At 75.8% G+C, this 23,915-nt stretch carries 24 protein-coding genes; 7 read left to right on the forward strand and 17 right to left on the reverse strand.

Annotated features, from left to right (window positions below; all coding sequences use genetic code 11):
- Nucleotides 1–14 precede the first annotated feature (14 nt).
- Nucleotides 15–1,235 (forward strand): cytochrome P450 family protein, encoded by a 1,221-nt coding sequence (locus tag CUT44_RS03365; RefSeq protein WP_100200604.1) that lies wholly within the window; start codon nt 15–17, stop codon nt 1,233–1,235.
- Nucleotides 1,236–1,341: 106 nt separating this feature from the next.
- Here CUT44_RS03365 and CUT44_RS03370 read toward each other — a convergent pair whose 3' ends face one another.
- Together CUT44_RS03370 and CUT44_RS03375 are read right to left on the reverse strand one after the other, a co-directional pair.
- A complete protein-coding gene (locus tag CUT44_RS03370) occupies nt 1,342–2,295 on the reverse strand; it encodes a transketolase family protein (RefSeq protein ID WP_100200605.1) in 954 nt (317 codons plus the stop codon).
- A gap of 103 nt (nt 2,296–2,398) precedes the next feature.
- On the reverse strand, nt 2,399–3,151 hold the full coding sequence (locus CUT44_RS03375; protein ID WP_100200606.1) for a thiamine pyrophosphate-dependent enzyme: 753 nt from the start codon (nt 3,149–3,151) through the stop codon (nt 2,399–2,401).
- 54 nt (nt 3,152–3,205) lie between these two features.
- On the opposite strand from CUT44_RS03375, the gene soxR reads away from it, so the two are divergent.
- Entirely contained in the window at nt 3,206–3,679 is a 474-nt protein-coding gene (soxR, locus tag CUT44_RS03380) for a redox-sensitive transcriptional activator SoxR (RefSeq protein ID WP_100200819.1), read from the forward strand.
- Nucleotides 3,680–3,766: 87 nt separating this feature from the next.
- Nucleotides 3,767–4,111, forward strand: coding sequence for a DUF3140 domain-containing protein (locus CUT44_RS03385; RefSeq protein ID WP_100200607.1), 345 nt, complete (start codon nt 3,767–3,769; stop codon nt 4,109–4,111).
- A gap of 76 nt (nt 4,112–4,187) precedes the next feature.
- Here CUT44_RS03385 and CUT44_RS03390 read toward each other — a convergent pair whose 3' ends face one another.
- Together CUT44_RS03390 and CUT44_RS03395 are read right to left on the reverse strand one after the other, a co-directional pair.
- Complete coding sequence (locus CUT44_RS03390) at nt 4,188–6,380, reverse strand: putative bifunctional diguanylate cyclase/phosphodiesterase (protein WP_100200608.1); 2,193 nt, start codon at nt 6,378–6,380, stop codon at nt 4,188–4,190.
- A complete protein-coding gene (locus CUT44_RS03395; RefSeq protein ID WP_100200609.1) occupies nt 6,377–7,195 on the reverse strand; it encodes an SAM-dependent methyltransferase in 819 nt (272 codons plus the stop codon). The genes CUT44_RS03390 and CUT44_RS03395 overlap by 4 nt, the downstream gene beginning before the upstream one ends.
- Before the next feature lie 194 nt (nt 7,196–7,389).
- On the opposite strand from CUT44_RS03395, the gene CUT44_RS03400 reads away from it, so the two are divergent.
- The gene (locus CUT44_RS03400; protein ID WP_100200610.1) at nt 7,390–7,740 is read left to right on the forward strand and encodes a hypothetical protein; all 351 of its coding nucleotides are present in this window, start codon (nt 7,390–7,392) and stop codon (nt 7,738–7,740) included.
- 430 nt (nt 7,741–8,170) lie between these two features.
- Here the strand turns inward: CUT44_RS03400 and CUT44_RS03405 are convergent, their stop codons facing one another.
- Nucleotides 8,171–8,605 (reverse strand): DUF2267 domain-containing protein, encoded by a 435-nt coding sequence (locus tag CUT44_RS03405; protein ID WP_100200611.1) that lies wholly within the window; start codon nt 8,603–8,605, stop codon nt 8,171–8,173.
- Nucleotides 8,606–8,779: 174 nt separating this feature from the next.
- Between CUT44_RS03405 and CUT44_RS03410 the strand changes: the two genes are divergently transcribed.
- Nucleotides 8,780–9,181 (forward strand): ChaB family protein, encoded by a 402-nt coding sequence (locus CUT44_RS03410; RefSeq protein ID WP_100200612.1) that lies wholly within the window; start codon nt 8,780–8,782, stop codon nt 9,179–9,181.
- Nucleotides 9,182–9,502: 321 nt separating this feature from the next.
- Here the strand turns inward: CUT44_RS03410 and CUT44_RS03415 are convergent, their stop codons facing one another.
- From CUT44_RS03415 to CUT44_RS03470, 12 genes are all read right to left on the reverse strand, one after another.
- Nucleotides 9,503–10,459: a glycosyltransferase family 2 protein gene (locus CUT44_RS03415; protein WP_100200820.1), complete on the reverse strand. Its 957-nt coding sequence runs from the start codon at nt 10,457–10,459 to the stop codon at nt 9,503–9,505.
- A 35-nt stretch (nt 10,460–10,494) separates the two neighbouring features.
- The gene (locus CUT44_RS03420; RefSeq protein WP_100200613.1) at nt 10,495–11,364 is read right to left on the reverse strand and encodes a glycosyltransferase family 2 protein; all 870 of its coding nucleotides are present in this window, start codon (nt 11,362–11,364) and stop codon (nt 10,495–10,497) included.
- Nucleotides 11,361–12,374, reverse strand: a complete 1,014-nt coding sequence (locus tag CUT44_RS03425) for a glycosyltransferase family 9 protein (RefSeq protein WP_100200614.1) — start codon at nt 12,372–12,374, stop codon at nt 11,361–11,363. The genes CUT44_RS03420 and CUT44_RS03425 overlap by 4 nt, the downstream gene beginning before the upstream one ends.
- Nucleotides 12,371–13,915 (reverse strand): D-glycero-beta-D-manno-heptose 1-phosphate adenylyltransferase, encoded by a 1,545-nt coding sequence (rfaE2, locus tag CUT44_RS03430; RefSeq protein WP_100200821.1) that lies wholly within the window; start codon nt 13,913–13,915, stop codon nt 12,371–12,373. Before rfaE2 ends, CUT44_RS03425 begins: the two co-directional genes overlap by 4 nt.
- The gene (locus CUT44_RS03435; protein ID WP_100200615.1) at nt 13,893–14,657 is read right to left on the reverse strand and encodes a D-sedoheptulose-7-phosphate isomerase; all 765 of its coding nucleotides are present in this window, start codon (nt 14,655–14,657) and stop codon (nt 13,893–13,895) included. Before CUT44_RS03435 ends, rfaE2 begins: the two co-directional genes overlap by 23 nt.
- The gene (locus CUT44_RS03440) at nt 14,654–15,892 is read right to left on the reverse strand and encodes a glycosyltransferase (protein ID WP_100200616.1); all 1,239 of its coding nucleotides are present in this window, start codon (nt 15,890–15,892) and stop codon (nt 14,654–14,656) included. Before CUT44_RS03440 ends, CUT44_RS03435 begins: the two co-directional genes overlap by 4 nt.
- Entirely contained in the window at nt 15,889–16,854 is a 966-nt protein-coding gene (locus CUT44_RS03445) for a glycosyltransferase (RefSeq protein ID WP_100200617.1), read from the reverse strand. The genes CUT44_RS03440 and CUT44_RS03445 overlap by 4 nt, the downstream gene beginning before the upstream one ends.
- Nucleotides 16,851–17,906 (reverse strand): glycosyltransferase family 9 protein, encoded by a 1,056-nt coding sequence (locus CUT44_RS03450; protein ID WP_100200618.1) that lies wholly within the window; start codon nt 17,904–17,906, stop codon nt 16,851–16,853. The genes CUT44_RS03445 and CUT44_RS03450 overlap by 4 nt, the downstream gene beginning before the upstream one ends.
- Nucleotides 17,903–18,565: a D-glycero-alpha-D-manno-heptose-1,7-bisphosphate 7-phosphatase gene (locus CUT44_RS03455; RefSeq protein ID WP_100200619.1), complete on the reverse strand. Its 663-nt coding sequence runs from the start codon at nt 18,563–18,565 to the stop codon at nt 17,903–17,905. Before CUT44_RS03455 ends, CUT44_RS03450 begins: the two co-directional genes overlap by 4 nt.
- A complete protein-coding gene (locus tag CUT44_RS03460; protein WP_100200620.1) occupies nt 18,562–19,638 on the reverse strand; it encodes a glycosyltransferase family 2 protein in 1,077 nt (358 codons plus the stop codon). Before CUT44_RS03460 ends, CUT44_RS03455 begins: the two co-directional genes overlap by 4 nt.
- Nucleotides 19,635–21,272, reverse strand: coding sequence for a carbamoyltransferase family protein (locus tag CUT44_RS03465; RefSeq protein ID WP_100200621.1), 1,638 nt, complete (start codon nt 21,270–21,272; stop codon nt 19,635–19,637). Before CUT44_RS03465 ends, CUT44_RS03460 begins: the two co-directional genes overlap by 4 nt.
- A 190-nt stretch (nt 21,273–21,462) precedes the next feature.
- Nucleotides 21,463–22,431, reverse strand: coding sequence for an NAD-dependent epimerase/dehydratase family protein (locus tag CUT44_RS03470; protein ID WP_100200622.1), 969 nt, complete (start codon nt 22,429–22,431; stop codon nt 21,463–21,465).
- Nucleotides 22,432–22,537: 106 nt separating this feature from the next.
- Between CUT44_RS03470 and CUT44_RS03475 the strand changes: the two genes are divergently transcribed.
- Together CUT44_RS03475 and CUT44_RS03480 are read left to right on the forward strand one after the other, a co-directional pair.
- Nucleotides 22,538–22,765 carry a DUF6480 family protein gene (locus CUT44_RS03475; RefSeq protein ID WP_100200623.1) on the forward strand — a complete coding sequence of 76 codons (228 nt, stop codon included), beginning with the start codon at nt 22,538–22,540 and terminating at the stop codon, nt 22,763–22,765.
- A 74-nt stretch (nt 22,766–22,839) separates the two neighbouring features.
- On the forward strand, nt 22,840–23,781 hold the full coding sequence (locus tag CUT44_RS03480) for a polysaccharide pyruvyl transferase family protein (protein WP_100200624.1): 942 nt from the start codon (nt 22,840–22,842) through the stop codon (nt 23,779–23,781).
- Nucleotides 23,782–23,915 lie beyond the last annotated feature (134 nt).

The raw sequence follows: 23,915 nt of genomic DNA on the forward strand, positions 1-23,915 counted from the left end.
GGAGACCAACCACCGTGGAGCAGCAGATCCTCGTACTCGACCCCAGCGGCGCCGACCACCACGCGCAGAATGCCGAACTGCGCGAACGCGGTCCCGCGGCGCTGGTGGACCTCCTGGGAATACCGGCCTGGGCCGTCACCGACCCGGAGGTCCTCAGGGACCTCCTGACCGACCCCCGGGTCTCCAAGGACGCCTATCTGCACTGGCCGCTGTTCCCCGGGGAGGCCGTCGACCGGTGGCCGCTGAAGCTGTGGGTGGCGGTGCGGAACATGTTCACCGCCTACGGGGAGGAGCACCGGCGGCTGCGCCGCCTGGTCAGCCCGGCGTTCACCGCCCGCCGCATGGACGCGATGGTGCCGCGGATCGCGGAGATCACCGCCGAACTGCTCGACGACCTCGCCGCCACCCCGCCCGGCGGGACGGTGGACCTGCGCGACCGGTTCGCCCATCCGCTGCCGATGCGGGTCATCAGCGAACTGATGGGCCTGCCCGAGCACTCCCGCCCCGGCTTCCGCCGCACCGTCGAGGGGGTCTTCGACACCACCCTCACCGCCGAGCAGGCGACCGCCAACACGCAGGAGCTGTACGGCATCCTGAAGGACCTCGTCGCCGCCAAGCGCGCCGAGCCCGGCGACGACATGACCTCGGTCCTGATCGCGGCACGCGACGAGGAGGGCGACGGGTCCGCCCTCACCGAGGAGGAGCTCGTCGACACCCTGCTGCTGGTCATCAGCGCCGGTTTCGAGACCACCGTCAACCTTCTGGACCAGGCCGTCACCGCCCTGCTGACCCACCCCGAGCAGCTCGGCCACGTCCGGGCCGGACGCGCCGGCTGGAGCGACGTCGTCGAGGAGGCCCTCCGGTTCGAGGCGCCCGTCGCCCACCTGCCCCTGCGGTACGCCGTCGAGGACATCGCCCTTCCCGGCGGCCCGACCATCCGCAGGGGCGAGGCGATCATCGCCTCCTTCGCGGCCGCCAACCGCCACGAGAAGTGGCACGGCGACACCGCCGAGGTCTTCGACGTCACCCGGTCCTCCAAGAAGCACCTCTCCTTCGGCCACGGCGTCCACGTCTGCCTGGGGGCGGCACTCGCCCGGGCCGAGGCCACCACCGCGCTCCCGGCACTCTTCGACCGCTTCCCGGACCTGCGGCTCGCCGTGCCCGCCGGAGAACTGCGCCCCACGCCCGGCCTGATCGCCAACGGCCACCAGAGCCTCCCCGTCCGGCTGGCCTGATTCCGCCGTTCCCGGCCGTCCCGGACCGGGCCGGCACGGCCGGGGACGGCCGCTGGGGTGCCGGTGCCCGCGGCGCCCCGCGCCCGGCCCGGGCCCTCCCCCTTCCTCAGCTCCGCCGGGCCGGGGCTGCGGCGGAGGCGGGGGTGAAGGAGGCGAAGGAGGTGATCCGCGCCCGCAGCGAGCGCGGGTCCAGGCCGTGGGCCGCCAGATGCTCCCCGACCGTGCCGTAGCGGCGCAGCTCGGCGCGCCGGACGCCCAGTCCCAGCACCCGGTGCGGGACGTGGGACAGGGCCTCCCCCGCCGCCCGGGCGGAGGTGCCCGCCAGGTACGGCTCGACGAGGACGACCTCGGCGCCGGTCGCGGCGGGCGCGTCCGCGACCGCCGCCCGCAGGGCGGCGCCGTCGAAGGGGCGGACGGTGGCGGTGTACAGGACCGTCGCGTCCAGCCCCTCGACCGCGGTGAGGACGGCGTCCAGCAGCGGGCCGACCGCGACCACCACCGGTGCGCCCGCCCGGCCGCGCCGGACGGCCGAGAAGCCCTCGCCGCTGACCGGCCGGGGACGGGCGTTGCGCTGCGCCGACAACCGGACGTACACCTTCTCGTCCCCGGCCGCGTACGCGTGCCGCAGCAGGGCCTCGGCCTCGTCGGGATGGCCGGGGACGTGGACGGTCCAGCCGTCCAGGGTGTCCAGCAGCGCCACGTCCCCCGGCGCCAGGTGGGTGAAGCCGCCGGCGGGCCAGTCGTAGGAGCCCCCGGCGCTCACCAGCACCCCGCCCGTCCCCTGATACCCGAAGTCCAGCTTCAGCTGCTCGAAGGGGCGCTCGACCAGGAAGGAGGCGAAGGTGTGCAGCACCGGGCGCAGCCCGGCCAGGGCCAGCCCGCCGCCCACCCCGACCAGCAGCTGCTCCCGGATGCCGACGTTGACCACCCGGTCCGGGTGGCGCCCGGCCGCCTGCCGGAAGCCGTCCGTGCCGATGTCGGCGAGGACGACCGCGAGCCGCGGGTCCTCGTCCAGCAGGCGGGAGGTGACGGAGGCGAAGCGCTCGCGCATGGTGTCCACGGCAGGTGTTCCTTCTCTTCTCGGCGGCCTCCGGGGCGGTTTCCGGGGCGGCAGGGCACAGGACGGGAAAACGGGAAGGACGGGAAGAACGGGAAAGGGGCCGTCAGGAGCCCTTGGGCTCGACGCGGGCGATCACGGCGCGCGGGCGCCCCGGGTGCGGCCGGGTGTACGCGCCGTACAGCGCCTCGTGGTCGCGGCCGTCCACGGTCGCCACGGACCAGCCCGCGGCGGTGAGGCGGGCGGCGATGCCCCCGGGCAGGGCGTGGCTCGCCGAGGCGTTGTCGACGATCAGGGCGTGCAGCCGTTCCAGCCCGGTCGCACCCGCGTAGTCGATCGCTTCGTGGTTGCTGCCCTCGTCCAGTTCGGCGTCTCCGACCAGCACCCACACCCGCGCACCGGTCTCACCGCGGGCGTGCAGCCCGAGTGCGGTCCCCACGGCCAGCGGCAGCCCGTGCCCGAGCGACCCGCTGCCGATCTCCGCACCGGGCACCAGCGTCCGGTCCGGGTGGTGCCCCAGCGGGGAGCCGTAGCCGCCGAAGCCGGGCAGCCAGTCGACGGGGAAGAAGCCCTTGGCGGCGAGGACGGCGTAGTACGCCATGGGGCCGTGCCCCTTGGAGAGCAGGAATCGGTCCCGGCCGGGGGCGTCGGCGGTGGCGGGGGAGACCCGCAGCACCCGGTCGTAGAGCACCCACAGGGCGTCCAGGGTGGAGGTGGCGGCCGCGCCGTGCTTCTCGTCGCCGGTCATCAGGGACATCAGCGCCGGCAGGTCGCCGTGGCCGTACGCGCCGTGCGGCGGGGGGACGGCGGCGGTGTGCGAGGTGGTCGTGGTGGTTGTGGTGGTCGTGGTGGTCGTCATGGGAGAAGGCTGCAACCTCAAGTCGGCTTGAGGTCAAGCGCTATGCTCGGCGCCATGACCGACCGAGACGGACGCCTTTCCATCGGCGAGCTGGCCGCCCGCTCCGGCCTGGCTCCCTCCGCCCTGCGCTACTACGAGGAGCTCGGGCTGATCCACTCCGAGCGGACCTCCGGCAACCAGCGCCGCTACCCCCGCACCGCGCTGCGCCGGGTCGCCTTCGTACGGGCCGCCCAGCGGGTCGGCCTGTCCCTGGAGGAGGCCCGTGCCGCCCTGGACCGGCTGCCCGTGGACCGGGCACCCAGCGCCGCCGAGTGGAACGCGGTGGCCCGCACCTGGCAGCGGCGGATCGACCGGCGGATCGCCGAGCTGGAGCGGCTCAGGGAGCGGCTGACCGGCTGCATCGGCTGCGGCTGCCTGAGCCTGCGCAAGTGCGGTCTGTACAACCCGAGCGACATCGCCGGGACGCACGGCCCGGGCGCCCGCTACCTGGTGGAGGAGGACCGGCCGGAGCCGGAGCCCGCCCGCTGAGCCGCGCGGTGTCCCGCAGCGCCCCGCCGGGTTTCCCCGGCCGCCGTGCGGGCACTCGCGGCCGCGAGATTCGGGAGGTGGAAGACGATGGCCGACATCTCGGCACCGGAGCCGGACGCCCTGTGGGACGAGTTCCACAGCGTGGTGAACATGACGTCGAACGAGCTGGAGGCCTGGCTCAGGACGAGCGGCGCCGGCGAGCGCGGCGAGGAGCTTCCCGAGCGGGCCGGGCCCGAGCGCGGGCGGCAGGTGCTCGCGGTGCTGCGGAAACGGCGCACCGACCTCGACGACACGGACGTCGAGGTGATGCGCGAGGTGGTGGACACCGTGACCGCCGAGTTCGAGCGGGTGCGGATCGCGGACGCCGTGCGGGACCAGGACTGGCGGCACCGGATGATGTCGCTGGGGCACGACCCGGTCAAGGACACCTGACCCGCCGCCGGGCGGCCCCGCTGCTCCCGCTGCTCCCGCTGCTCCGGCGCTCCCGTCCGGGGGCACCGGAGCAGCGTCACTGGCCGGCCGCCATGGGCATCGCGCACACCAGGCTCTCCGGCGGTCCCGGCCGCGCGTAGTACCAGCCCTGGGCGGAGTCGCAGCCCAGCCGGCGCAGCTGTGCGGCCTGGGCCGCCGTCTCCACGCCCTCGACCGTCACGGCCAGGTCGAGGGCGTGGGCCAGCGAGACGATGCCGTCGACGACCTTGAGGTCGACGGGATCGGCCGGATCCTGCTGGAGCCCCTGGGTGAAGGAGCGGTCCAGCTTCAGCGTGCTCGCGGGCAGCCTGCGCAGACTCGCCAGGTTGGAGTAGCCGGTGCCGAAGTCGTCCAGGGCGATGCGCACCCCCAGGTCGGCGAGCCGCCTTAAAGGCTTCAGCTCGTCGTCGTCGGCCCGGATCAGGGCGCTCTCGGTGACCTCCAGACACAGTGAGGACGGATCGAGCCCGGCGTCCCGCAGGACCGCCACCGTCTCCGAGACCAGTTCCTGGTGGCGCAACTGCCGCGGCGAGAGGTTGACGTTCACCCGCAGCGGCCGGGTGCCGCCGATGCCCCGCACCTGCCACTCGCACGCCTGCCGCACCGCCTGTTCCAGCACCCAGCGGCCCAGCGGGACGATCAGCCCGGTGTGCTCGGCCAGCGGGATGAAGCGGTCCGGGCCCAGCACCCCGTGGCGCGGATGGGCCCAGCGCACCAGGGCCTCGGCGCCCTCCACGCTGCCGTCCGCCATCCGCACCAGCGGCTGGTACTCGATGAAGAACTCCTCGTTCTCCAGGGCGGCGGGCAGATGGGTGGTCAGCGTGTGGCGGCTGATGGTGCGGGCGTCGGAGTCGGGGTCGGCCAGTTCGTAGCGGTTGCCGCCCCTGGCCTTGGCCCGGTACATGGTGATGTCGGCGCTGCGCAGCACCTCCGCCGGGGTCAGCTCGGTGACCGGCCCCTCGACGATGCCGATGCTGGCGCGCACCGTCAGCTCCCGGTCGCCCAGGCAGATCGGGGAGGACAGCGCCTCCAGCGCCCGCCGGGCCAGATCGGTCACCTCCGAGCGTGCCACCGGGTCGCTGATCAGGGCGACGAACTCGTCGCCGCCGATCCTGGCGACCAGATGGCGCTGCGAGGCCACACAGTTCTGCAGCCGCTCGGCCACGTTCACCAGCAGCCGGTCGCCCGTGGCGTGACCGAGGCTGTCGTTGACCGCCTTGAACCCGTCCAGGTCCAGATAGCACAGGCCGATCCGGGTGGCGCCGGAGCCGGGGGAGAGGGTTTTCTCCAGACGCTCGAAGAACATCGTGCGGTTGGGCAGGTCCGTCAGCGCGTCGTGGGTGGCCTCGTAGCGCAGCCGCAGGTTCAGCAGCCGCCGCTCGGTGATGTCCTCCATCAGCGCCAGCATGTACCGCGGCTCGCCGTCGGGGTCGCGCAGCAGCGAGACGTTCAGGTTGGTCCACAGCACCGTGCCGTCGCTGCGGGTGTACGGCTTCTCCATCCGGTAGTGGTCGCGTTCGCCGCGCACCAGCTCCTCGTGGATCCGCCAGACGCTCGGTGAGTCGTCGGGGTGGACCCAGTCGGAGACCTTGCGGCTGCGCACATGGTGTTCCGAGCCGCCGAACATCCGCGCGAGCGCGCCGTTGACGTCGAGGATCCGCCCGTCCATGTCGGCGATCCCGATACCGATCGTGGCGCCCTCGAAGACCGCCTTGAACCGGGTCTCGCTCTCGTGGAGGGCCTTCTCCACGGCCTCCCGGGCGGCGAGTGCCGCACGGGAGAGGGCCTCCTGCTCGGAGCGGGTGCGCTCCTGCAGCGCCTGGGCGAACCCGGCCGAGACCGCGTGCTGGAGCCGGGCGCAGCGCGCGCGTCCGTCCTCGGTGGGCAGCACGGCCGGATCGCTGCAGTACAGCAGCAGGTAGGCGTCCACCACGCCGAGCACCTGCGGCAGCGAGTCGGGGGACGTGCAGTGCGCCTCGACCAGCGCCGCCCCCACCTCGCGGCCCGGGGAGGGGTCGAAGGGCCGGCCGTGCAGGGCCTCGCCGAGCAGGTGCGCCAGCGGGAGCAGGAACTCCTCGAACTCGGCGCGGGTCATCGACGTGGCCGTGGCGGGGTAGACCGCGCGGCTCCAGATCCGCGCGAAGCGGCGGTACCCGTCGTTCCGGTCTGCGGAGCCGTCCGGCGCGGGAGCGCGGCCGGACCCGGAGAGCTCCTGGGAGGACGCGGTCACGCCTTGCGTCCCACGCCGCCGAAACCGGTGTAGGCCACTGGGTCCTCCTCCTGGTCGGCCGGTCCCTCCGGGCGCCAGTCGGGCATGGAGACCAGACCGGGCTCGACCATCTCGAAGCCGTCGAAGAACCGTTCCACCTCGGAACGGGAGCGCATGATCAGCGGTGAACCGATGGTGCGGTAGACGCCCTCCACCCGGTCCCCCTGCTCCGACCGGCGCGGGCTGCCCTCGACCGAGGCGTGGGTGAGGATCAGCAGACTGCCGGGGGCGAGCTCGTCGCGCAGTTCGGCGACCCTCCCCCACGGGTCGTCGCCGTCCTGCAGGAAGTGCAGCAGCGCCACCAGCAGCAGGGCCACCGGCCGTTCCAGGTCGAGCAGCCGGCCGACCTCGTCGCTGCCGAGGATGTCCTTGGGGTCCCGGAAGTCGGCGGCGACGACCCCGGTGCGGTCCTCGTCGCCCGTCAGGACGGCCCGGCTGTGGGCGACGGCCACCGGGTCGTTGTCCACGTAGACGACCCGGGCCGCGGGGTCGGCGGCCCGGGCGATCTCGTGGACGTTGCCGAAGGTCGGTATCCCCGAGCCGATGTCCAGGAACTGGGTCACCCCCTCCCGGACGGCGAAGCGGACCGCCCGGCGCATGAAGGCCCGGTTGGCCTGCATGATCTTGGGAAGTCCGGGGAACGCCTCGATCGCCCGCCGCGCGGCCTCCCGGTCGGCCTCGAAGTTGTGCGATCCGCCCAGGTAGTAGTCGTAGATGCGGGACACGCTCGGCACGGACAGGTCGATGCCCTGCGGAGCCCAGGCGGGACGCTCCATCAAAGTCTCCAACTGATCGCTGAATATGACAATGGGACTCCAGAGGCTACTGATCCCAGACGGACAGGTACACGGAAACGAGCCGACGACGTTCCGGTCGCAACCCGCTACGTATAGCTTGCCCCGGTTCTTCCGTCCGGTTAATCGCGGGGACGGCTGTGTTTTTCGCCGACCGTCGGGGATACCCGGCGGGAATGAGCACCAACGACCACAGCGAACTCCCCTTGCCCGACTACGACCATCTGTCCGTGGGCGAACTGGAGCACCGCGTCCGGTCCCTTCCGCATGAGGCTCTGGAACGACTGCTCCATTACGAACGCGAACATGCGGACCGCGCCCATGTGACCGCGGTGCTGACGGCCCGTCTCCACCAGCTGGAGGAGGGCAGCCCGCAGTCTCCCGGCAGCAGCGTGCCGCCCTCCGGCCCCAAGGGCGAGCCCGGTGGCTCCCCCGTCAGCCCGGCGACCTCGCCGGAACCGTACAACCCGCCGCCGCACGGCACCCCCGACCAGCCCGCCAGGCCGGTGGGCAACCGCTTCCGCTGAGGCGGTGACCGGGGAGGCTCCCCGGCTCGCGATGTTTCCCGGGGCCGCCGGCCCCGGGAAACATCGCGGTGCTTTCCCGGCAGCCCGGTACGAGGTGCCCCCGCGCCGCGGGGGCACCTCGTACCGGGCTGCCGGGGCGCGTCGGCCGAGGTTCGCCCCGCTCGCCGCGTCGGCCGGGAGCCTCCCCGGGCAGGACACTGCCTGCGGCCTCCGAGGGCCTGGGGACACCCAGGCCCTCGGAGACCGGGGCCCGGGGAGGCGCCGGGACCGGGCGCGGATGCCGTCGGCTTTCCGGCGAACCCTCCCGGTCACCGCGTCGGCGGTCCGGCCCGCGGTGTCCGTGAGGTCCGCGGGGCCCTCGACGGGCGCCCGCCTCCGGAGGCGCTCCCTCCGGAGGGCTTCCGTGGCCGGATGCCGGTTCTCCGTGATGTCAGTCCTCCGTGGCGCGGGCGGTGGGCAGCAGCCGGCGGATGTCCGGCGGCAGGACATGGCAGACCTTGAGCATCAGTTCGGGGGAGACCGCCGCGTCCAGCACTTCCAGCACCGCCGTCGCCTCCCGTATCGCGACGTCCTCCGAGGACCGGGACCGCCAGGCGACCCGTCCGGCGAAGGCGGTCAGGTCGAACGGTTCGCCGCGGGTGCGGGACTCGGTCCGCTGCCGCGGGGACGCCTCGTGCCCGGCCACCACTTCGCGCAGGGGCTCCGCCGCCTCCGTGGGGAGCTGGGCGGCGAGATGGTCGGCCACCCCGTCCGGCACGCGTTCGGCCAGCGTCTCCAGGGTGGCCCGCAGCGCGCGTTCCGCCGCCTGCCGGTCGGGCAGGCCCGCGTGCGCCTGGACCTGGCCGGTGAGTTCCTCGTAGCGCATGGTGGGCACCTCTCCTCTGGTTCCTCTGGTTCCTCTGGTTCTCTTCCGGTCTTTTCCGGGTCTCCCGGTCCTCCTCCCGGGCGGGTGACCGCCCGGAGGGGCGCCGACACCTGCCGTTTTCCGGACGGCGTATCGGGCACGCGTTACGAATCCGACCAAACGGAGGTGAGAGACGTGCCGGGACGGAAGGAGCTCCCCTCGACCCTGGAGCGCTCCCCGGAGGAGGCGCAGCGCACCTGGATCAAGGCCCATGACTCCGCGGTCAAGGAGTACGGCGAGGGCCGCCGCGCCCATCAGACCGCCTACGGCGCCCTCAAGCACAAGTACGAGAAGGTGGGCGACCACTGGGAGCGCAAGGAGGGCGGCCGCAAGGGCCCGTCCGACGAGCGGGCCGCCACTCCGCGCGGGAAGGGCGGACACAGCGGTGAGGGCGTCGACGAGAACGCCAGCAAGGAGCATCTGTACTCCATCGCCCAGCGGCTGGACATCAACGGCCGTTCCCGGATGACGAAGGACGAACTCCTGCGGGCCATCCGCAAGGCCAACCGCTCCAGGACCCGCCAGGCGCGCTCCTGAGCTCCTGACCCGCCGGTCCGCCGGCACCCGCCCCGACGCTCCCGACGCCCCTCGGCGGGAGCGTCGGGGCGGTCCGTGCGGTCGGCGGTCCGCGCGGCCGCCGGCGGCCGCGGGGCACGGTGGCCGTGACCGCGCCGGGGAGAGGGCCACGCCGACGGGGAACGCGCGGACCACCGCCGGCGGCAGCACCGTCCGCGCCGGCCCGCCACCGAGCGGCGGGGACTCCGCGCGGAGCACGGGCTCCTCCGCGTTCCGGCCGCGGCGGAGCCCGGCCCGCGGCGGCGGCCCCGCGGCCGATCGGCCCACGTATCAGCCCATGTATCAGCCCACGTACCGGCGGGCGTTGGAACGGCGCTGCTCCGTCTCCAGCAGCCGCAGCCGCCCCTCGACCTCCGCAGGCACCACCCGGCGCTCGCGCAGCACCCAGGGCAGACCCGCCAGCGCCCGCCCGAACGCCCGCGCCGAGGCCGCGTCGCGCGGCACCGTACGGGCCAGGTACCAGGTACGGCGCAGCGCCGCGGACAGCGGGCGGCGCAGCCAGGTGAACCACAGCGTGTTCCGCAGTCCGTCCACCCGGCGCCCCGTGGCGTCCCGGGCGGCCGAGGGCGCGTGGTGGACCGTCAGCTCCCCGGCGTAGGCCAGCCACCAGCCCCGTACCGCCAGATCGGTGGCCAGCAGTTCCTCCTCGCCGCCCAGCCACAGCCGGGGCGAGAAGCCGCCCGCCGTGCGGAACGCGTCGGTGCGCAGTACCGTCGCGGCGGCGAGGAAGGAGCCCAGCGCCGGGCCGGGCAGCCAGTCGGGGCCGGACAGCGGGGAGTCGCGCAGCTCGGCGACGATCGGGTCCTCGGTGCCCTCCGGTTCCACCACGATGCGTGCCGTGACCGCCGCCAGGTCCGGGTGCCGGTCCAGCAGGTCGGCCGCCGCGGCCAGCGAGCCCGGCTCCCACCAGGAGTCGTCGTCGCAGAAGGCCACATAGGGGGTGGTGACCCGGGCCACCGCCACGTTGCGGCCCACCGCCCCCAGGTTCCGCTCCGCCCGCAGCAGCCGCACCCACGGATGGACGCGGGCCACGGTCTCGCAGGTCCCGTCCGTGGAGGCGTTGTCGACGACGAACACGGCGGGCCGCTCGGGGAGCCGGGCCAGCCGGCCGAGGGTGTGCAGCAGTTCCGCGCGCCGGTTGTGGGTGATCACCACGACCGAGACCCGGGGGTCGGGGCCGGACGCCCCGGCGGTGTCCGGGGCGGGGGCGGTCTCCGGCGTCCCGGGCGTCCCGGGCACCTCGGAGGGCAGGGGCTTCGCGGTGGGCTCGGAGGTCACGGGACGGGCTGTCCTTCCAGCAGACGGGCGGCTTCCTCGACGTACGGCGGCAGTGGCCGGCGGGCGCGCAGCGCCACGGGCAGCCGGGCCAGCGCGCCGCGCAGGGCCTCCCGGGCCACCGGGTCGCGGCGGGCCCGGTCGGCCAGCGCGAGGGTGCGGCGCGCGGCCAGCGGCAGCGGGCGGCGCAGCCAGCAGGTCAGCAGCTCGTTGCGGAGCTGCAGCGCGCCGCGCCCGGAGCGCGGCGCCGGGTCGGGATGGTGGTGGGCGACGACCTCGGGGCAGTGGCTGACCCCCCAGCCGCGGGCGGACAGGTCGTACGCCAGCAGGGTCTCCTCGGCTCCGATGAACAGCAGCGGATGGAACCCCCCGGCGTCCAGGAACGCCTTCCGGCGCACCACCGAGGCGCAGGCGAGGAAGCCCAGCACCTGGGGACCGGGCAGATCCCCGGCCGGCCCCAGCGGGGAGGCGGCCATGACCTCGTTGAGCGGGTCGGGTTCCTGCTCGGGCCCCACCAGGGTGCGGGCGGCCACCAGGCCCAGCCGGGGATGCGCCGCCAGCAGTTCGGCGGCCCTCGCCAGCGAGCCCGGCTCCCACCAGGAGTCGTCGTCGCTGAAGGCCACGTAAGGGGTGTCCAGCTCGGCGACCCCCCGGTTGCGGGCGGACGCCCCCCGGTTGGCGGCCAGCGCCAGCAGCCGCACCTGGGGGAACAGCACCGGGACCATGGTCCGGGTGTGGTCGGTGGAGCCGTTGTCGACCACCAGCACCCGGGGACGCTCGGGCAGCTCCGTCAGCCGCCGCAGGGTCCGGGCGAGACGGTCGGCGCGGTTGCGGGTGGCGATGACCACGCCGATCGGCGAGTCCGTCATACGGTGCGCACCTCCGGCAGACGGGACAGCGCAGCCAGCACCTCCTCGGGCCGGATGCGCAGCAGCAGCGGATCGGGACGGCGGGCGTGCGGATCGCCCGGCGGGCCGGGGTACCACAGCGCCCGGTGGCGCTCGGTGCGCGGCGGCCCCCACAGCCGGGGCGCCACCGGACCGAAGAGGGTGACCGACGGGATGCCCAGGGCCACCGCCAGATGGGCGATGCCGGTGTCGCCGCTCACCACGGCCGAGGCGTCGGCGACCAGCGCGGCCAGCCCGTCCAGGGAGGCCGGGCGGTGAACGCCGCCGGGGGGCAGCCCGGCCAGCTCCGCCAGCCGCGCCGTCAGCTCCCGCTCGTCCGGTCCGCCGGTGACCGCCACCCGGTGCCCGGCCCGGCACAGCTCCCGGGCGACGGCCGCGTACCGCTCCACGGGCCAGCAGCGCGACGGTGATCCGGCGCCCGGGTGGAGCAGCACCGCGCCGGGGGCGGGGGACGGCTCCACCGCGGGATCCGGGGGCGGCAGCCGCAGGTCGGCCGGGTCGGCGGGGATGCCGTAGCAGCGCAGGAAGCGGCACCAGCGGTCCCGTTCGTGCTCCTGGGCGTACCACGGCGGCCCGTCGGGCGCGGCGAAGGCCAGCAGCCGGCCCGGCCCGAGCTTCTCCAGCGGGCGCATGCTCTCCGGGCCGTTGCCGTGCAGGTCCACGGCGATATCCGGCGGCGGGCCGGACCAGTCGAGCTCCTCCGGCACGGCGCGGCCCGGCGCCGCGGCGGGCAGCAGGGTGTCCACGGCACCGGTGCGCTCCACCAGCGGCGCCAGCCCGGCGGGCGCGGCCAGCACGGTCTCGTGCCCGGGGAAGGCCCGGCGCAGCGCCCGCAGCGCGGGCACGCCGGCCAGCAGGTCGCCCAGGCCGAGCGCGCGCAGCACCAGCACCCGGGGGCGGTACGCGCGGCGCGCGGCGTCCGGCGAACCGGTCACGGACGGGCCCGCGGGCCGCTCGGCGGGGCCGTTCACCGGGCTCCGTTCCGGGACGCGGAGCGCCGGGACGCGGAGTTCCGGGCCAGTGCCGCGCGTTCCGCGATGCCGGTGCTGGAGCGGCCGTCCAGGTACGGCAGCAGCACCGCCTGCCCGCCCCAGCTCTCCACCAGCCTCGCCTCGGGCAGGTCGGCGAGCGCGTAGTCGCCGCCCTTGACCCACACGTCCGGGCGGAGCCGCCCCAGGATCTCCTCGGGGGTGTCCTCGTCGAACACCGCCACCGCGTCCACGCACTCCAGCGCGCGCAGCACCCGGACCCGGTCGGCCAGCGGGTTGATGGGACGGCCCGGTCCCTTGCGGCGCCGCACCGAGTCGTCGGAGTTGAGGCAGACCACCAGGCAGTCGCCGGTGCGGCGGGCCTCCTGGAGCAGCCCCACGTGTCCGGCGTGCAGCAGGTCGAAGCAGCCGCCGGTGGCCACCACCGTGCCGCCCGCCGCCCGCACCCGGGCCACGAGCCGTTCGGCGTCCTCCTCCGGTGCGGGCGGGGACGGGGGCGCCGAACGGCGGGGGAAGGACAGCGCTCCCGCGCCCCCGGCCGCGACGTAGCCGGTGGCGGCCGCCACCGCGCCCCGTACGGCCGTCTCGGGGAGCGCGCCGTCGGCGAGCAGTCCGGCGGCGGCCGCCGCGAACTGGTCGCCCGCGCCGCAGGAGTCGCCGCTGTGCCGGGCGGGGGCGGGCACCAGCAGCGGGTGGTCCCCGTAGGACAGCAGCGCGCCCCGCTCGCCCAGGGTGATGGACACCGAGCCCGCCCCCCAGGCGTCGGCCAGCAGCCGGGCGTGCCGGGCGGCGGTGTGCAGGTTCTCCGGATCGTCCGGCCCGCCCCGCCGGCCGTCCGGCGCGGACGGCGGACGGCGGGGGCCGCCGCCGGCGAGCCGGTCGGCGAACAGCTTCGCCTCCTTCGCCGTCGGGGTCGCCAGCCGGGTGCCGGGCACCGGCTCCCGGCCGCGCGGATGCGGGTCCCACACCAGCGGGACGCGTCCGGCCCGCTCGGCCAGCAGCGCGCGCACGGCGTCCGCGGTGCCCCGCCCGTAGTCGGAGACCAGCAGGGCGGGGGCCGCGGCGAGCGCCGCGCGGACCTCCTCGGGGACCGGGGCGTCCGAGGCGGCCCGGCCGTCCCCGCGGTCCATCCGGACCACCGGACGGTTCCCGGCCAGCACCCGGGTCTTCTCCGACAGGGTGCCCGCCAGCGGCAGTGCCACCACCGTCACCCAGGGGTCCAGCAGTTCGCGCAGCCGCCGGCTCGCCGGGTCCTCGCCCAGCGCGGTCACCAGGGTGACCCGGCGGCCGCCGAGGGCGGCCGCACAGGCGGCCAGGGCGGCACCGCCCGGCCGCAGCCGCTCCTCGCAGTCGTCCAGCACCGGCACCGGGGCGTCCGGCGCCATCCGTTCGGCCCGGCCCACCAGATCACGGTCCAGCAGGGCGTCGCCGACCACGACGAGCGGCGCGGCGGCGGACGGCCCGGCGGTGCCGGGAACGCCGGAAACGCCGGGAACGGGATCAGGCCTCCTCGGCGGCGCCATCGGCATTCCCCCCTTCCGGCAGATCCTCCAGGGCGGCGTCGAAGGCGGCGCACAGCATGTGCACGGCCACCAGATGAAGCTCCTGCACCGTGGCGGTGGCCTCCGCGCGGACGCACAGCGCCTCGTCGCCGCCCGCGGCCAGCGGGTTGGGCGCGGGACCGGTGAGCGCCCACACCGTCATGCCCGCCTCACGCCCGGCCTCGGCGGCCGACAGCAGGTTGGCGCTGGCGCCGCTGGTGGACAGCAGCACCAGCACGTCGCCCTTGCGGCCGTGCGCCCGCACCTGCCGGGCGAACAGCTCGTCCACGCCGTAGTCGTTGGCGATGGCGGTGGTGGAGGAGGTGTCGGCGTGCAGGGCGATGGCGGAGAACGGCGGGCGGTCGTCGCGGTAGCGGCCGACCAGCTCGGCGGTCAGGTGCTGGGCCTGGGCGGCGCTGCCGCCGTTCCCGGCCGCCAGCAGCCGGCCGCCGCCGGCCAGTACCCCCGCCAGCCGCCGCCCCCAGTCCCCGACGGCGTCGGCCTGCTCGTCGCGGAAGCGCACCAGCGCCTCCAGCAGGTCGTCGCAGTGGCCGCTGAGCGGACCCGCGGAACCCGCCGCCTCCGGGGCGGCCGTACCGCGCGGCGCCGGAGCGCCCGCCCGGCCCGCGGCCCCGGCCGTGGTCTTGGCTGCGCTCTTGGCTGCGCTCTTGGCTGCGCTCTTGGCCGCGGCCCTGGTCTTGGACGCGGTCCTGGGTGTCGTCATCGGGTCGCCCCCGTCGGAACACGGTGGCGCGAGGCCACCTGGGTGTACACCTGTTGAGCGCCGTCGGCGACCCGCCGCCAGGAGAAGCGGGCAAGGGCGCGTTTCCGGCCGGCCGCGCCGTAGCGCCGCAGCAGTTCCGGCGAACCGGTCAGTTCGTTGACGGCACGGGCGAGCGCGCCGGGGTCCCCGGGCGGCACCAGACGGCCGGTCACCCGGTCGGCGACCGAGTCCAGATGGCCGCCGACCCCGGTGGCGACGACCGGCACCCCGCAGGCCATGGCCTCCAGCGGGACGATGCCGAACGGCTCGTACCGCGGCGTGGACAGCACCAGATCGGCACCGCGGATCAGGGCGGGCATCCGCTCGTGCGGTACGGCGCCCAGCAGCCGCACCCGCTCCGCCACCCCCAGCTCCTCCGCCAGCCCGCGCAGCCGCCGGGCCTCGGGGTCGTCGTCCAGCAGCGCGGGCTCCGGGCCGCCGGCGATCAGCAGTTCGGCGCCGGGGACGTCCGCCAGCGCGGCGATCGCCTGGTCGAAGCCCTTGCGCGGCACCAGCCGGCCGATCGCCAGCAGCCGGTGCGCCGGCCGCGCCGCGCCGCCGTGCCCCCGGGGCGGGGCACCGGCGGTGTCCCCGGCGGGACCGAACTCCTCGGTGTCCACCCCGCACGGCACCACCGAGGTCCGCTCCGGCGGCACGCCCATGGCGCCCAGCTCGAACACCTCGTCGGTGCAGGTGGCCAGGACGCGGTCGCACTCGCGCCCGATCCGCCGCTCCGCCCCGATCCGCTCCGGCGGGCTGGTGTCGGCCGCGCCCTGGTGGCGCCGCTTGACGGTGCCCAGGGCGTGGTACGTCTGGATGACGGGGACACCCGTGGCCCGGGCGCCGTCCAGCGCCGCCAGCCCCGACATCCAGAAGTGCGCGTGCGCCACGTCCGGCGGCCGTTCGGCCCACCGGCGCGCCAGGTGGGCGCCGAAGGCGGACATGTGCGGCAGCAGCTCGTCCTTGGGCACCGCGCGCGGCGGGCCGGCGGGCACGTGCTCGACGGTGACACCGGGGCACAGCTCCACCCGGTCGGGCGGTTCCGCGCTGTCACGGCGGGTGTGGACGGTGACGGTGTGACCCCGCCGGGCCAGCTCCCGCGACAACTGCGCGACGTACACGTTCTGGCCCCCGGCGTCGGGGCCGCCGAGCGGGGCGAGCGGACTCGCGTGCTCGGACACCATGGCGATCCTCAACGGGCCACCTCCTTGATCAGCCGCTCCCAGTCCTCCAGGAAGCGCGGCAGCCCGTAACGGGCCAGTGCGGCCGTCCGGGCCTGCTCGCCGACGTGGCGCGCGTAGGCGGGGTCGGCGATGAAGCCGCGGACGGCGTCGGTCAGTACGTCGAGCCGGTTGGAGAGGACTCCGGCTCCCTCGGGCACGGCCGCGGACGCCTCGGTGGTGTCGAGGGCGATCACGGGCATGCCCAGGTGCATGGCCTCCAGCAGGGACAGGCCGAGCGAGGTCCAGCGGATCGGGTGCACGTACACCCGGCGCCTGGCCATCTCCCGGTGCATCTCCCTCTGGGGCAGGTCCTGCGAGCGGCAGCGGTCCGCGGGGACGCCCAGCTCCCCGGCCAGCCCCTCGGTCCGCATCCCGAAGACGTCCAGCGGGGCCGCGGCGGCGAACCGGGGCAGCAGGTCGGTGCCGGTGGTGCGGCCGCGCCGCAGCGGCTCGTTGACCACCACGGCCGCCCGCGCCAGCTCACCGGTCCACAGCGGCCCGGGATCGACGATCCCGTGCTCGACGACGGCGGTGGGGGAGGAGCCGCAGTCCCAGAACAGCCGGTTGAAGTGGGTGACGTGGACGATCGTCAGGCCCGGGACGTCCGCCATCGGATGGCGGGTGTCGGGCACGTTCCCGTCCGGCGCGTTGTGCTCCAGGTAGACGGCCGGGACGTCGCGGCCCGGCCGCCTGCCGCCCAGCCACTCCTCGGCCAGTTCCCTCTCGTGCGGCCGCTGGAGCACCACCAGGTCGACGTCCGTCTCCCGCAGCTCCTCGGGCGTCAGTTCCACCACGCTGCCGGGCCAGTCGAAGGTGACGGCCCGGCCGAGCCCGTCGGGGCCGCGGTCGGGGGTCACGGGCACCAGGTAGGTGTGCGGGCCCTGGACGAACGCGGTGGTCCAGGAGCCGTGTACGTGCCACAGCAGGATCCTCATGCGGCTCCTCCCTCCGGGCCGCCGCGCTCGGCGACCGTGCTCTGTCGTCCGCCTTCGGCGAAGACCTTCTCCACGGCGGTGACCACGTCCTGCGCGGTCACCCGGTCCAGACAGGGGTGCCCGGGGACGGGGCAGACGCGGGCCCGGCTGTCCGCGCACGGGGCCCGCTGGTCGCCCAGCAGCACCAGCGGCACCCGGAACGGCGCCCAGCGTTCGGCCGGGACCACCGGGGCGAACAGCGAGACCACCGGGGCGCCCACGGCGGCGGCCAGATGGGCCGGTCCGGTGTTTCCGGTGACCACGGCCGCCGCTCCGGCCAGTACCCCGGCCAGTTCGGCGGGCGAGGTGCGCCCGCCCAGGTCGAGGGCGTCGTCGCCGGCCACGTACGCGGTCAGTTCGCGCTCCTCGGGCACTCCGGTGACCACCACCCGGTGCCCGGCGGCGGCCAGGGCCCGTACCGCCTCGGCGGACCGCTCGGGGCTCCAGCGGCGGGCGGGCACGCTCGCTCCCGGGTGCAGCACGACGTACCCCGGCGGCCCGGCCAGCCCCGCCGCGGGCGGCGGGGGCAGCACCCGCAGCCGCCCGTCGTCGCCGTCGGGCAGCGGGAAGCCCGCCGCCTCGGCCAGCGCGAGGGCCGCCTCGGCCTCGTGGGCGTGCGGGTCCCGTTTGTGGCGTACGTCCAGCAGCGAACCGGGGTAGTGCACGCTGTCCGCGGCGACGCGCGCGATCCCCGCCATCCGCAGCACCAGCGCCGTCGGCAGCGGGCTCTGGTGGGCCGAGGCCAGGATCAGCGCGACCTCGCAGCGCTGCCCGGCGATCTCGGCCACCGCCCGCTCGACGTCCGCGCGGTCGGTGGGGGGCGGGTCGAAGCCCACCCAGGGGGCGTCCCAGACCAGGACCTCGTCCACCCCGGGCAGCATCCGCCCGGCGGGCGCCCCGCGCGGGCCGCACAGCAGCGTCACCCGCTCGGCGCGGGCCGCCACGGCCCGTACCGCGGGGCCCGCCAGCAGCACGTCCCCGAAGCTGTCCAGCCGTGCGACGAGCGCCCTCATGACGGCCTCCGGGCGGTACCGGCGGTACGGGCGGCGCCGGTACCGCGGGTGCGGGCGCGGGCGGTGGTGCGGACGGGCGCCGGAGCGCGGTCCGCGCCGCCGTGCGGGGCGCCCGCGGCGCCGGCCGGGTCGTCGCCCGTACCGCCGTCCAGACAGCGGCGCACCGCGGTGAGCAGATCGGGGGCCACCGAGGGGGCGTCCCGGATCTCCCGGGGCAGCGTCACGGGGGTGGGGACGAGGACGCCCCGGGCACCCGCGGCCCGGGCCGCGCCCATGTCCGCGCCGATGTCGCCGATCACCACGCACTCGGCGGGAGTCACGCCCAGCCGCCGGGCGGCGTCCAGCACCAGCCCGGGGGCGGGCTTGCGGCAGGCGCAGCCGTCACCGGGGCCGTGCGGGCAGACGGCCCAGACGTTCACCGGGCCCAGCAGCTCGTCGATCCGGGCGTGCACCCGGCCCATGTCGTCCCAGCCGAACAGGCCGCGGGCGATGCCGGACTGGTTGGTGACCACCGCGGTCGGCACCCCGCGGGAGCGCAGCAGGGCCATGGCCTCGACGGCACCCGGCATGGGGCGCACCAGTTCCGGGTCGCCGTTGTAGGGGACGTCCTCGACCAGGGTGCCGTCCCGGTCCAGCAGCACCGCGCGCACCATCGTCATGTCCCGGCCTCCGGTACGGTCTCCGGCACGGCCTCCGGGGCCGGACCCTCCGCCGCGGCGGCCGCGCCGTCCCAGGGGGCGGCACGGCGGTGGCGCAGCGTCCCGGCCAGCCGGTGGTACGCCGCCAGCGGCGGTATGAGCGCGCTGGTCGCCAGCATGGCCAGCACCTCCTCGCGGGTCCGGGGTCCGGGGGCGATCCGGGCCCGGGCGAACTCGGCGGTGCCCAGCAGCCAGCCCGCCCCGGCCAGCGCGGCGGCCCGCCGCCGTCCGGCGGCGGCCAGGACGAGCGCCGCGGCACCGGCGGCGGCGGTCGCCGTGTGGCGGCGGATCCGGCCTTTCGGCGCGGCGGCCCGCTGCCACCAGGTGGGGCCGTGCAGCCGCAGCATCAGCGCGTCGTCGGCGTTGCCGCGCTGCATGCGCAGCGACACCCAGCGGTCCGCGGGCCGTACCGGGTGGGTGGTCAGCCGGCTGCCGCGCCGGATGCGCCAGCCGTCGTCCAGCACCCGCAGCGCCAGGTCGGCGTCCTCGCGGAAGGCGCGGGGGAAGCGTTCGTCGAAGCCGCCGACGGCCTTGAGCGCCTCGGTGCGGTAGGCCATGTCGGCCGTCGCCCACTGGGCACGGGCCAGCCCGGCGGTGTTGCGCTCCCAGTCGGTGGGGCGCCGCCCGGTGGGCAGCGGCACGTCCAGGGCGCCCTGCACCCCGGCGACGGTGGGGTCGGCCTCGCCCAGATCGCGGGCCAGGTCCTCGCACCAGCGGGCGCCGACCCGTACGTCGTCGTCGAGGAAGGCCACCCAGGGGGCGGTGACCAGCCGCCAGCCGGCGTTGCGGGCGCCGGCCGGACCGCGCCCGCCGGTCTGCACCACGACGGCGCGCTCCCGCAGCGGCCCGAGTGCGTCCAGCGGCAGGTCGTCGCGGAGCGGCTCGGGCTGCGGCCGGTCGTCCACGAGCACGATCTCGCGCGGCTCGGGGCCGAGCGACCCGGCGAGCGAGGCGAGGCAGTCGGTCAGACAGGGGCGCCCGACGGTGGGTATGACCACCGAGTAGCCGGCCGCCGCCCGGTTGGATCCGGTCATGCGAAGAACCTCCCGCGGCGGACGGCGAACGGGCCGATGGCCAGCAGGTCCACGGGCGAGGAGCCGAAGCACTCCAGCGCGTCGCGCGGGGTGTCCACCATCGGCCGTCCGGCGGTGTTGAGACTGGTGTTGACCACCACGGGCAGTCCGGTGCGCCGTTCGAAGGCGTCCAGCATCCGGGCCACCAGCGGCTCGTCCTCCGGCGCGACGGTCTGGACGCGGGCGGTGCCGTCCACGTGCACCACGGCCGGGATGCGGTCCCGCCACTGCCGGGCCACCTCGTGCACGAACAGCATGTACGGGCTGGGGACCGGACCGTCGAAGATCTCGGCGGCGCGGTGCTCGGCGACCATGGGGGCCACCGGGCGGAACTCCTCGCGTCCCTTCACCCGGTTGAGCCGGTCCAGGTTCTCCGCCCGGCCGGGGTGGGCCAGCAGCGAGCGGTGGCCCAGCGCCCGCGGGCCGTACTCGCTGCGGCCCTGGAACCAGGCGACGATCCCGTCGTCGGCCAGCGTCCCGGCGACCGTTTCGGCGATGTCGGCGGGCCGCTCGTAGGGGACGGCGGCCTCCTTCAGGAAGCCCTCGATCTCCGTCTCCGACCAGCCGCGGCCCAGGTCGGCGCCGGGCATCGGCGCCGGGGAGAGGCCCTCGGCGGCGGCCACGTGCAGGGCCGCGCCCAGCGCGGTGCCCGCGTCCCCGGCGGCCGGCTGCACCCACACCCGGCGGTAGGGGCCCTCGGCGGCGATCCGGGAGTTGGCCACGCAGTTGAGGGCGACGCCGCCGGCCATGGTCAGCTCCTCGCCGCCGCCCTCGGCGTGCAGCCAGCTCACCAGGTCCAGCAGCGCCTCCTCCAGCACCTCCTGGGCGCTGGCGGCCAGGTCGGCGTGGTCCTGGGTCCACTCGGTGCCCGGTTTGCGGGCCGGGGCCAGCGCGGCCCACTCCACCCCGTGCGCCCGGAAGCCGCCGTCGCCGGTGGAGTGCACCCACCGGCGCAGTTCGGGCAGGAAGCGCGGCTTGCCGTAGGAGGCCAGCGCCATCACCTTGTACTCGTCCGAGGAGCGCAGGAAGCCCAGGTGCTCGGTCAGCTCCTCGTAGACCAGGCCGAGCGAGTGGGGCAGCCGCTGGGAGGACAGCACCTGGAGCTGGTCGCCGTGGTAGCGCCCGGACAGGTGCGAGGCGGCCTCGCCGCGCCCGTCGAGCACCAGCACCGCGGTGTCGCGGCGCGGTCCGGCGATCCCGGCGGAGGCGGCGTGCGCCACGTGGTGGGGCACGAAGCGGACGATGGACGGGTCCAGGCCCGGCAGCGCCTCGGCCAGGAAGGACGGGGCGAGCCGGGCGTACTCCCGGCGCAGGTGGTCCCAGGGGTCGTTCAGGCCGAGGGACTCGGCGGGTTCGGTCAGGGCCGGGTCGAAGGAGTAGGCGACGGCGTCCAGGTCGGCGGGGGTCAGCCCGGCCTGCCGCAGGCACCAGGCGGCGGAGAGCCCGGGCATCTCCCAGGCGGAGAAGGGCACCGGACGCTTGCCGTGCTTGCGGCGGCTGAACCGTTCCTCCTCCGCCGCCGCGACCGTCCGGCCGTCGATCACGAGCGCCGCCGCCGGGTCGTGGAAGACGGCGTTGATGCCGAGGATGCGCATAAGGGGAGTCCTCCGTGTGTCGGTCCCGGCTGGCCCTGGCGGCTCCCGCCCGGTGCGGGAGCGATGGCCTCCGTGGTTACCGTCAGCAGTTGGGACAAACTTTTTTTATCGACTCTTTAGGGGGGAACTGACTCCCGAACGTGACGGCGGAGGGCCCCGGAGGGCCCTCCGCCGCAGGGGTGGAGAGGGGTCAGGCGCCGGCCCGGCGGGCGAACCAGCCGATGGTCCGCTCCAGGCCCTCCTGCCAGCCGACCCGGGGCTCCCAGCCCAGCTTCTCCCTGGCCAGCGTGGTGTCCGGGCAGCGCCGGGCGGGGTCGTCGCCGGGGCGTTCGACGAAGGCGACCGGGGACGCGGAGCCGGTCAGTTTGATGATCCGGCGGGCGATGTCGAGGACCGTGGTCTCCTCCTCGCCGCCGATGTTGACCGGTCCGTCGATGTCACTCTCCGCAAGCGCGAGGACACCCGCCACCGTGTCGTCCACGTAGCACAGCGAACGGGTCTGGCTGCCGTCCCCGGCCACCGTCAGCGGCTCGCCGGCCAGTGCCTGCCGGACGAAGGTCGGCACCGCGCGGCCGTCCCCGGCCCGCATCCGGGGACCGTAGGAGTTGAAGATCCGCACGATCGCGGCATCGGTGCCGCGGGTGTTCCGGTGCGCGGTGACCAGCGCCTCGGCGTACCGCTTGGCCTCGTCGTAGACGCTGCGCGGGCCGACGGGGTTGACGTGCCCCCAGTAGTCCTCGCGCTGCGGGTGCACCTGCGGGTCGCCGTACACCTCGGAGGTGGAGGCCAGCACCATCCGGGCGCCGTCCCGGGCGGCGAGCTCCAGCGCGTTGCGGGTGCCGCTGCTGCCGGTCTCCAGGGTCTCCAGCGGCAGCCGCAGGTAGTCCGCGGGGGAGGCCGGGCAGGCCAGGTGGAACACCAGGCCGAAGGGGCCGCCCGGCAGGTCCGCCAGGGCGCCCGGGGCGCACACGTCGTGGCGCAGGAAGGTGAAGCCCGGACGGCCGAGCAGCCCGGTGAGGTTGCGCTCGGTGCCCGAGAGCAGATTGTCCACGGCGACCACCTCGCGGCCGTCGTCCAGCAGCCTCTCGCACAGGTGCGAGCCGAGGAAGCCGGCCCCGCCGGTCACCACGGCCCGGCGCCGGTCACGTCCACCGTTCATCGAGCAACCTCTTCCTTCTCTACTCCGGCATCTCCGGTCGGCCCGGATCGCTCATTGGTGCCCTCCGGCTGGTGTAAGAGGGCGGTTCGCCGTGCACTCGGGAGGCATGGACAACACGCATCCGGACCCCGACCCCCGCCGGACACCGGGCCTCGAGGGTGGCGGCGGGGTGCCGCCGGGCGAGACACCGCCCGGTGAGAGCAGCACCCCCGCGGGGGCTCCCGACCAGAACGCCAACACGCCGAGCGGCTGGGGGCCGCTGCCACTGGTCCTGCTGCTGGTACTGGGGGCCGTTGTCGCTGCGTTCTTCCTCGCCTACGCAGTGGCACTGTGACCCCGAGTCCCCTGACGGCGGCGCGGAAAACACGGGAGAAGACGGCAACCACGGCGGAAACGGTGGCAACAGCAGTGAGAACGGCGGCAGCCGCACGGAACCCGAGAGCCCTGCTCACCGGCTGGTTCACCTTCCTGCACGGCGAGGTCACCGCCGGCGACGAACTGGCGCTGCGCCGTGTCCAGGAGGTCCTGGACCGGGCCGGCATCCCGTACGACACCGCCTGGAGCCCGGGCTTCCGGCCGGACGCGCTCCACCTGGAGGACGCCGCCCCCGAGCGGTACAGCCATGTGGTCTTCCTCTGCGGCCCCCTGCACGGCTCCCAGGTCGCCGCCCTCCACGAGCGCTACCCCCACTGCGCACGCCTCGCCGTGGGGGTGTCCGTCCCCGACCCGGACGACCCGGCCGTGACGGGCTTCCACCGCGTACTGGCGCGCGACGCCCCCGGCACGGCACCGGCCGCCGACCTGGCCGCCGCCGCGCCCGGGACGCCCGCGGTCCCGGTGGCCGGGGTGGTCCTCACCCACGGGCAGGGGGAGTACGGGCCGCGCCGCCGCCACGAGGAGGTGGCCCGCCGGGTGACCGGCTGGCTGGCCGGTACCGACTGCGCCCGGCTGGAGCTGGACACCCGGCTGGCCCGCGACGACTGGCGGCTGTGCGGCACCCCCGCCCAGCTCCAGTCCGTCCTCGCCCGGCTCGACGTGGTGGTCACCGACCGGCTGCACGGCCTGGTCCTCGCGCTGCGCGCGGGGGTACCGGCACTGGCCGTGGACCCGGTGGCGGGCGGCGCGAAGGTGACGGCCCAGGCGCGGGTGCACCGGTGGCCCGCCCTGATACCGGCCGAACGGCTCACGGAGGAGGAACTGGACCACTGGTGGCGGTGGTGCCTGGGACCGGGCCGGGCCGCGGCCCGGCGGCGGCGGGCCCTCCAGCGCCGCCACGGGCGCGACGGGCACGACCTGGCCGACGAGGTGGTGGCGGCCCTGCGGGCCGAACCGGCGGGCACCTCCGGCTGACGGCCGGGTCCCGGCCGGACCGGGGCCAGCCCGGTGGCGGGTCCGCCGCGCCGAGCGCGCGGGCCCCGGCCGCCGGTCCGGCTCGTATCCGGCCCGGACATGGGTGTCCGGCCCGGCCGCGGGAGCGTGCCGGA

The organism is Streptomyces carminius (genome assembly GCF_002794255.1).
GTDB lineage: Bacteria > Actinomycetota > Actinomycetes > Streptomycetales > Streptomycetaceae > Streptomyces > Streptomyces carminius.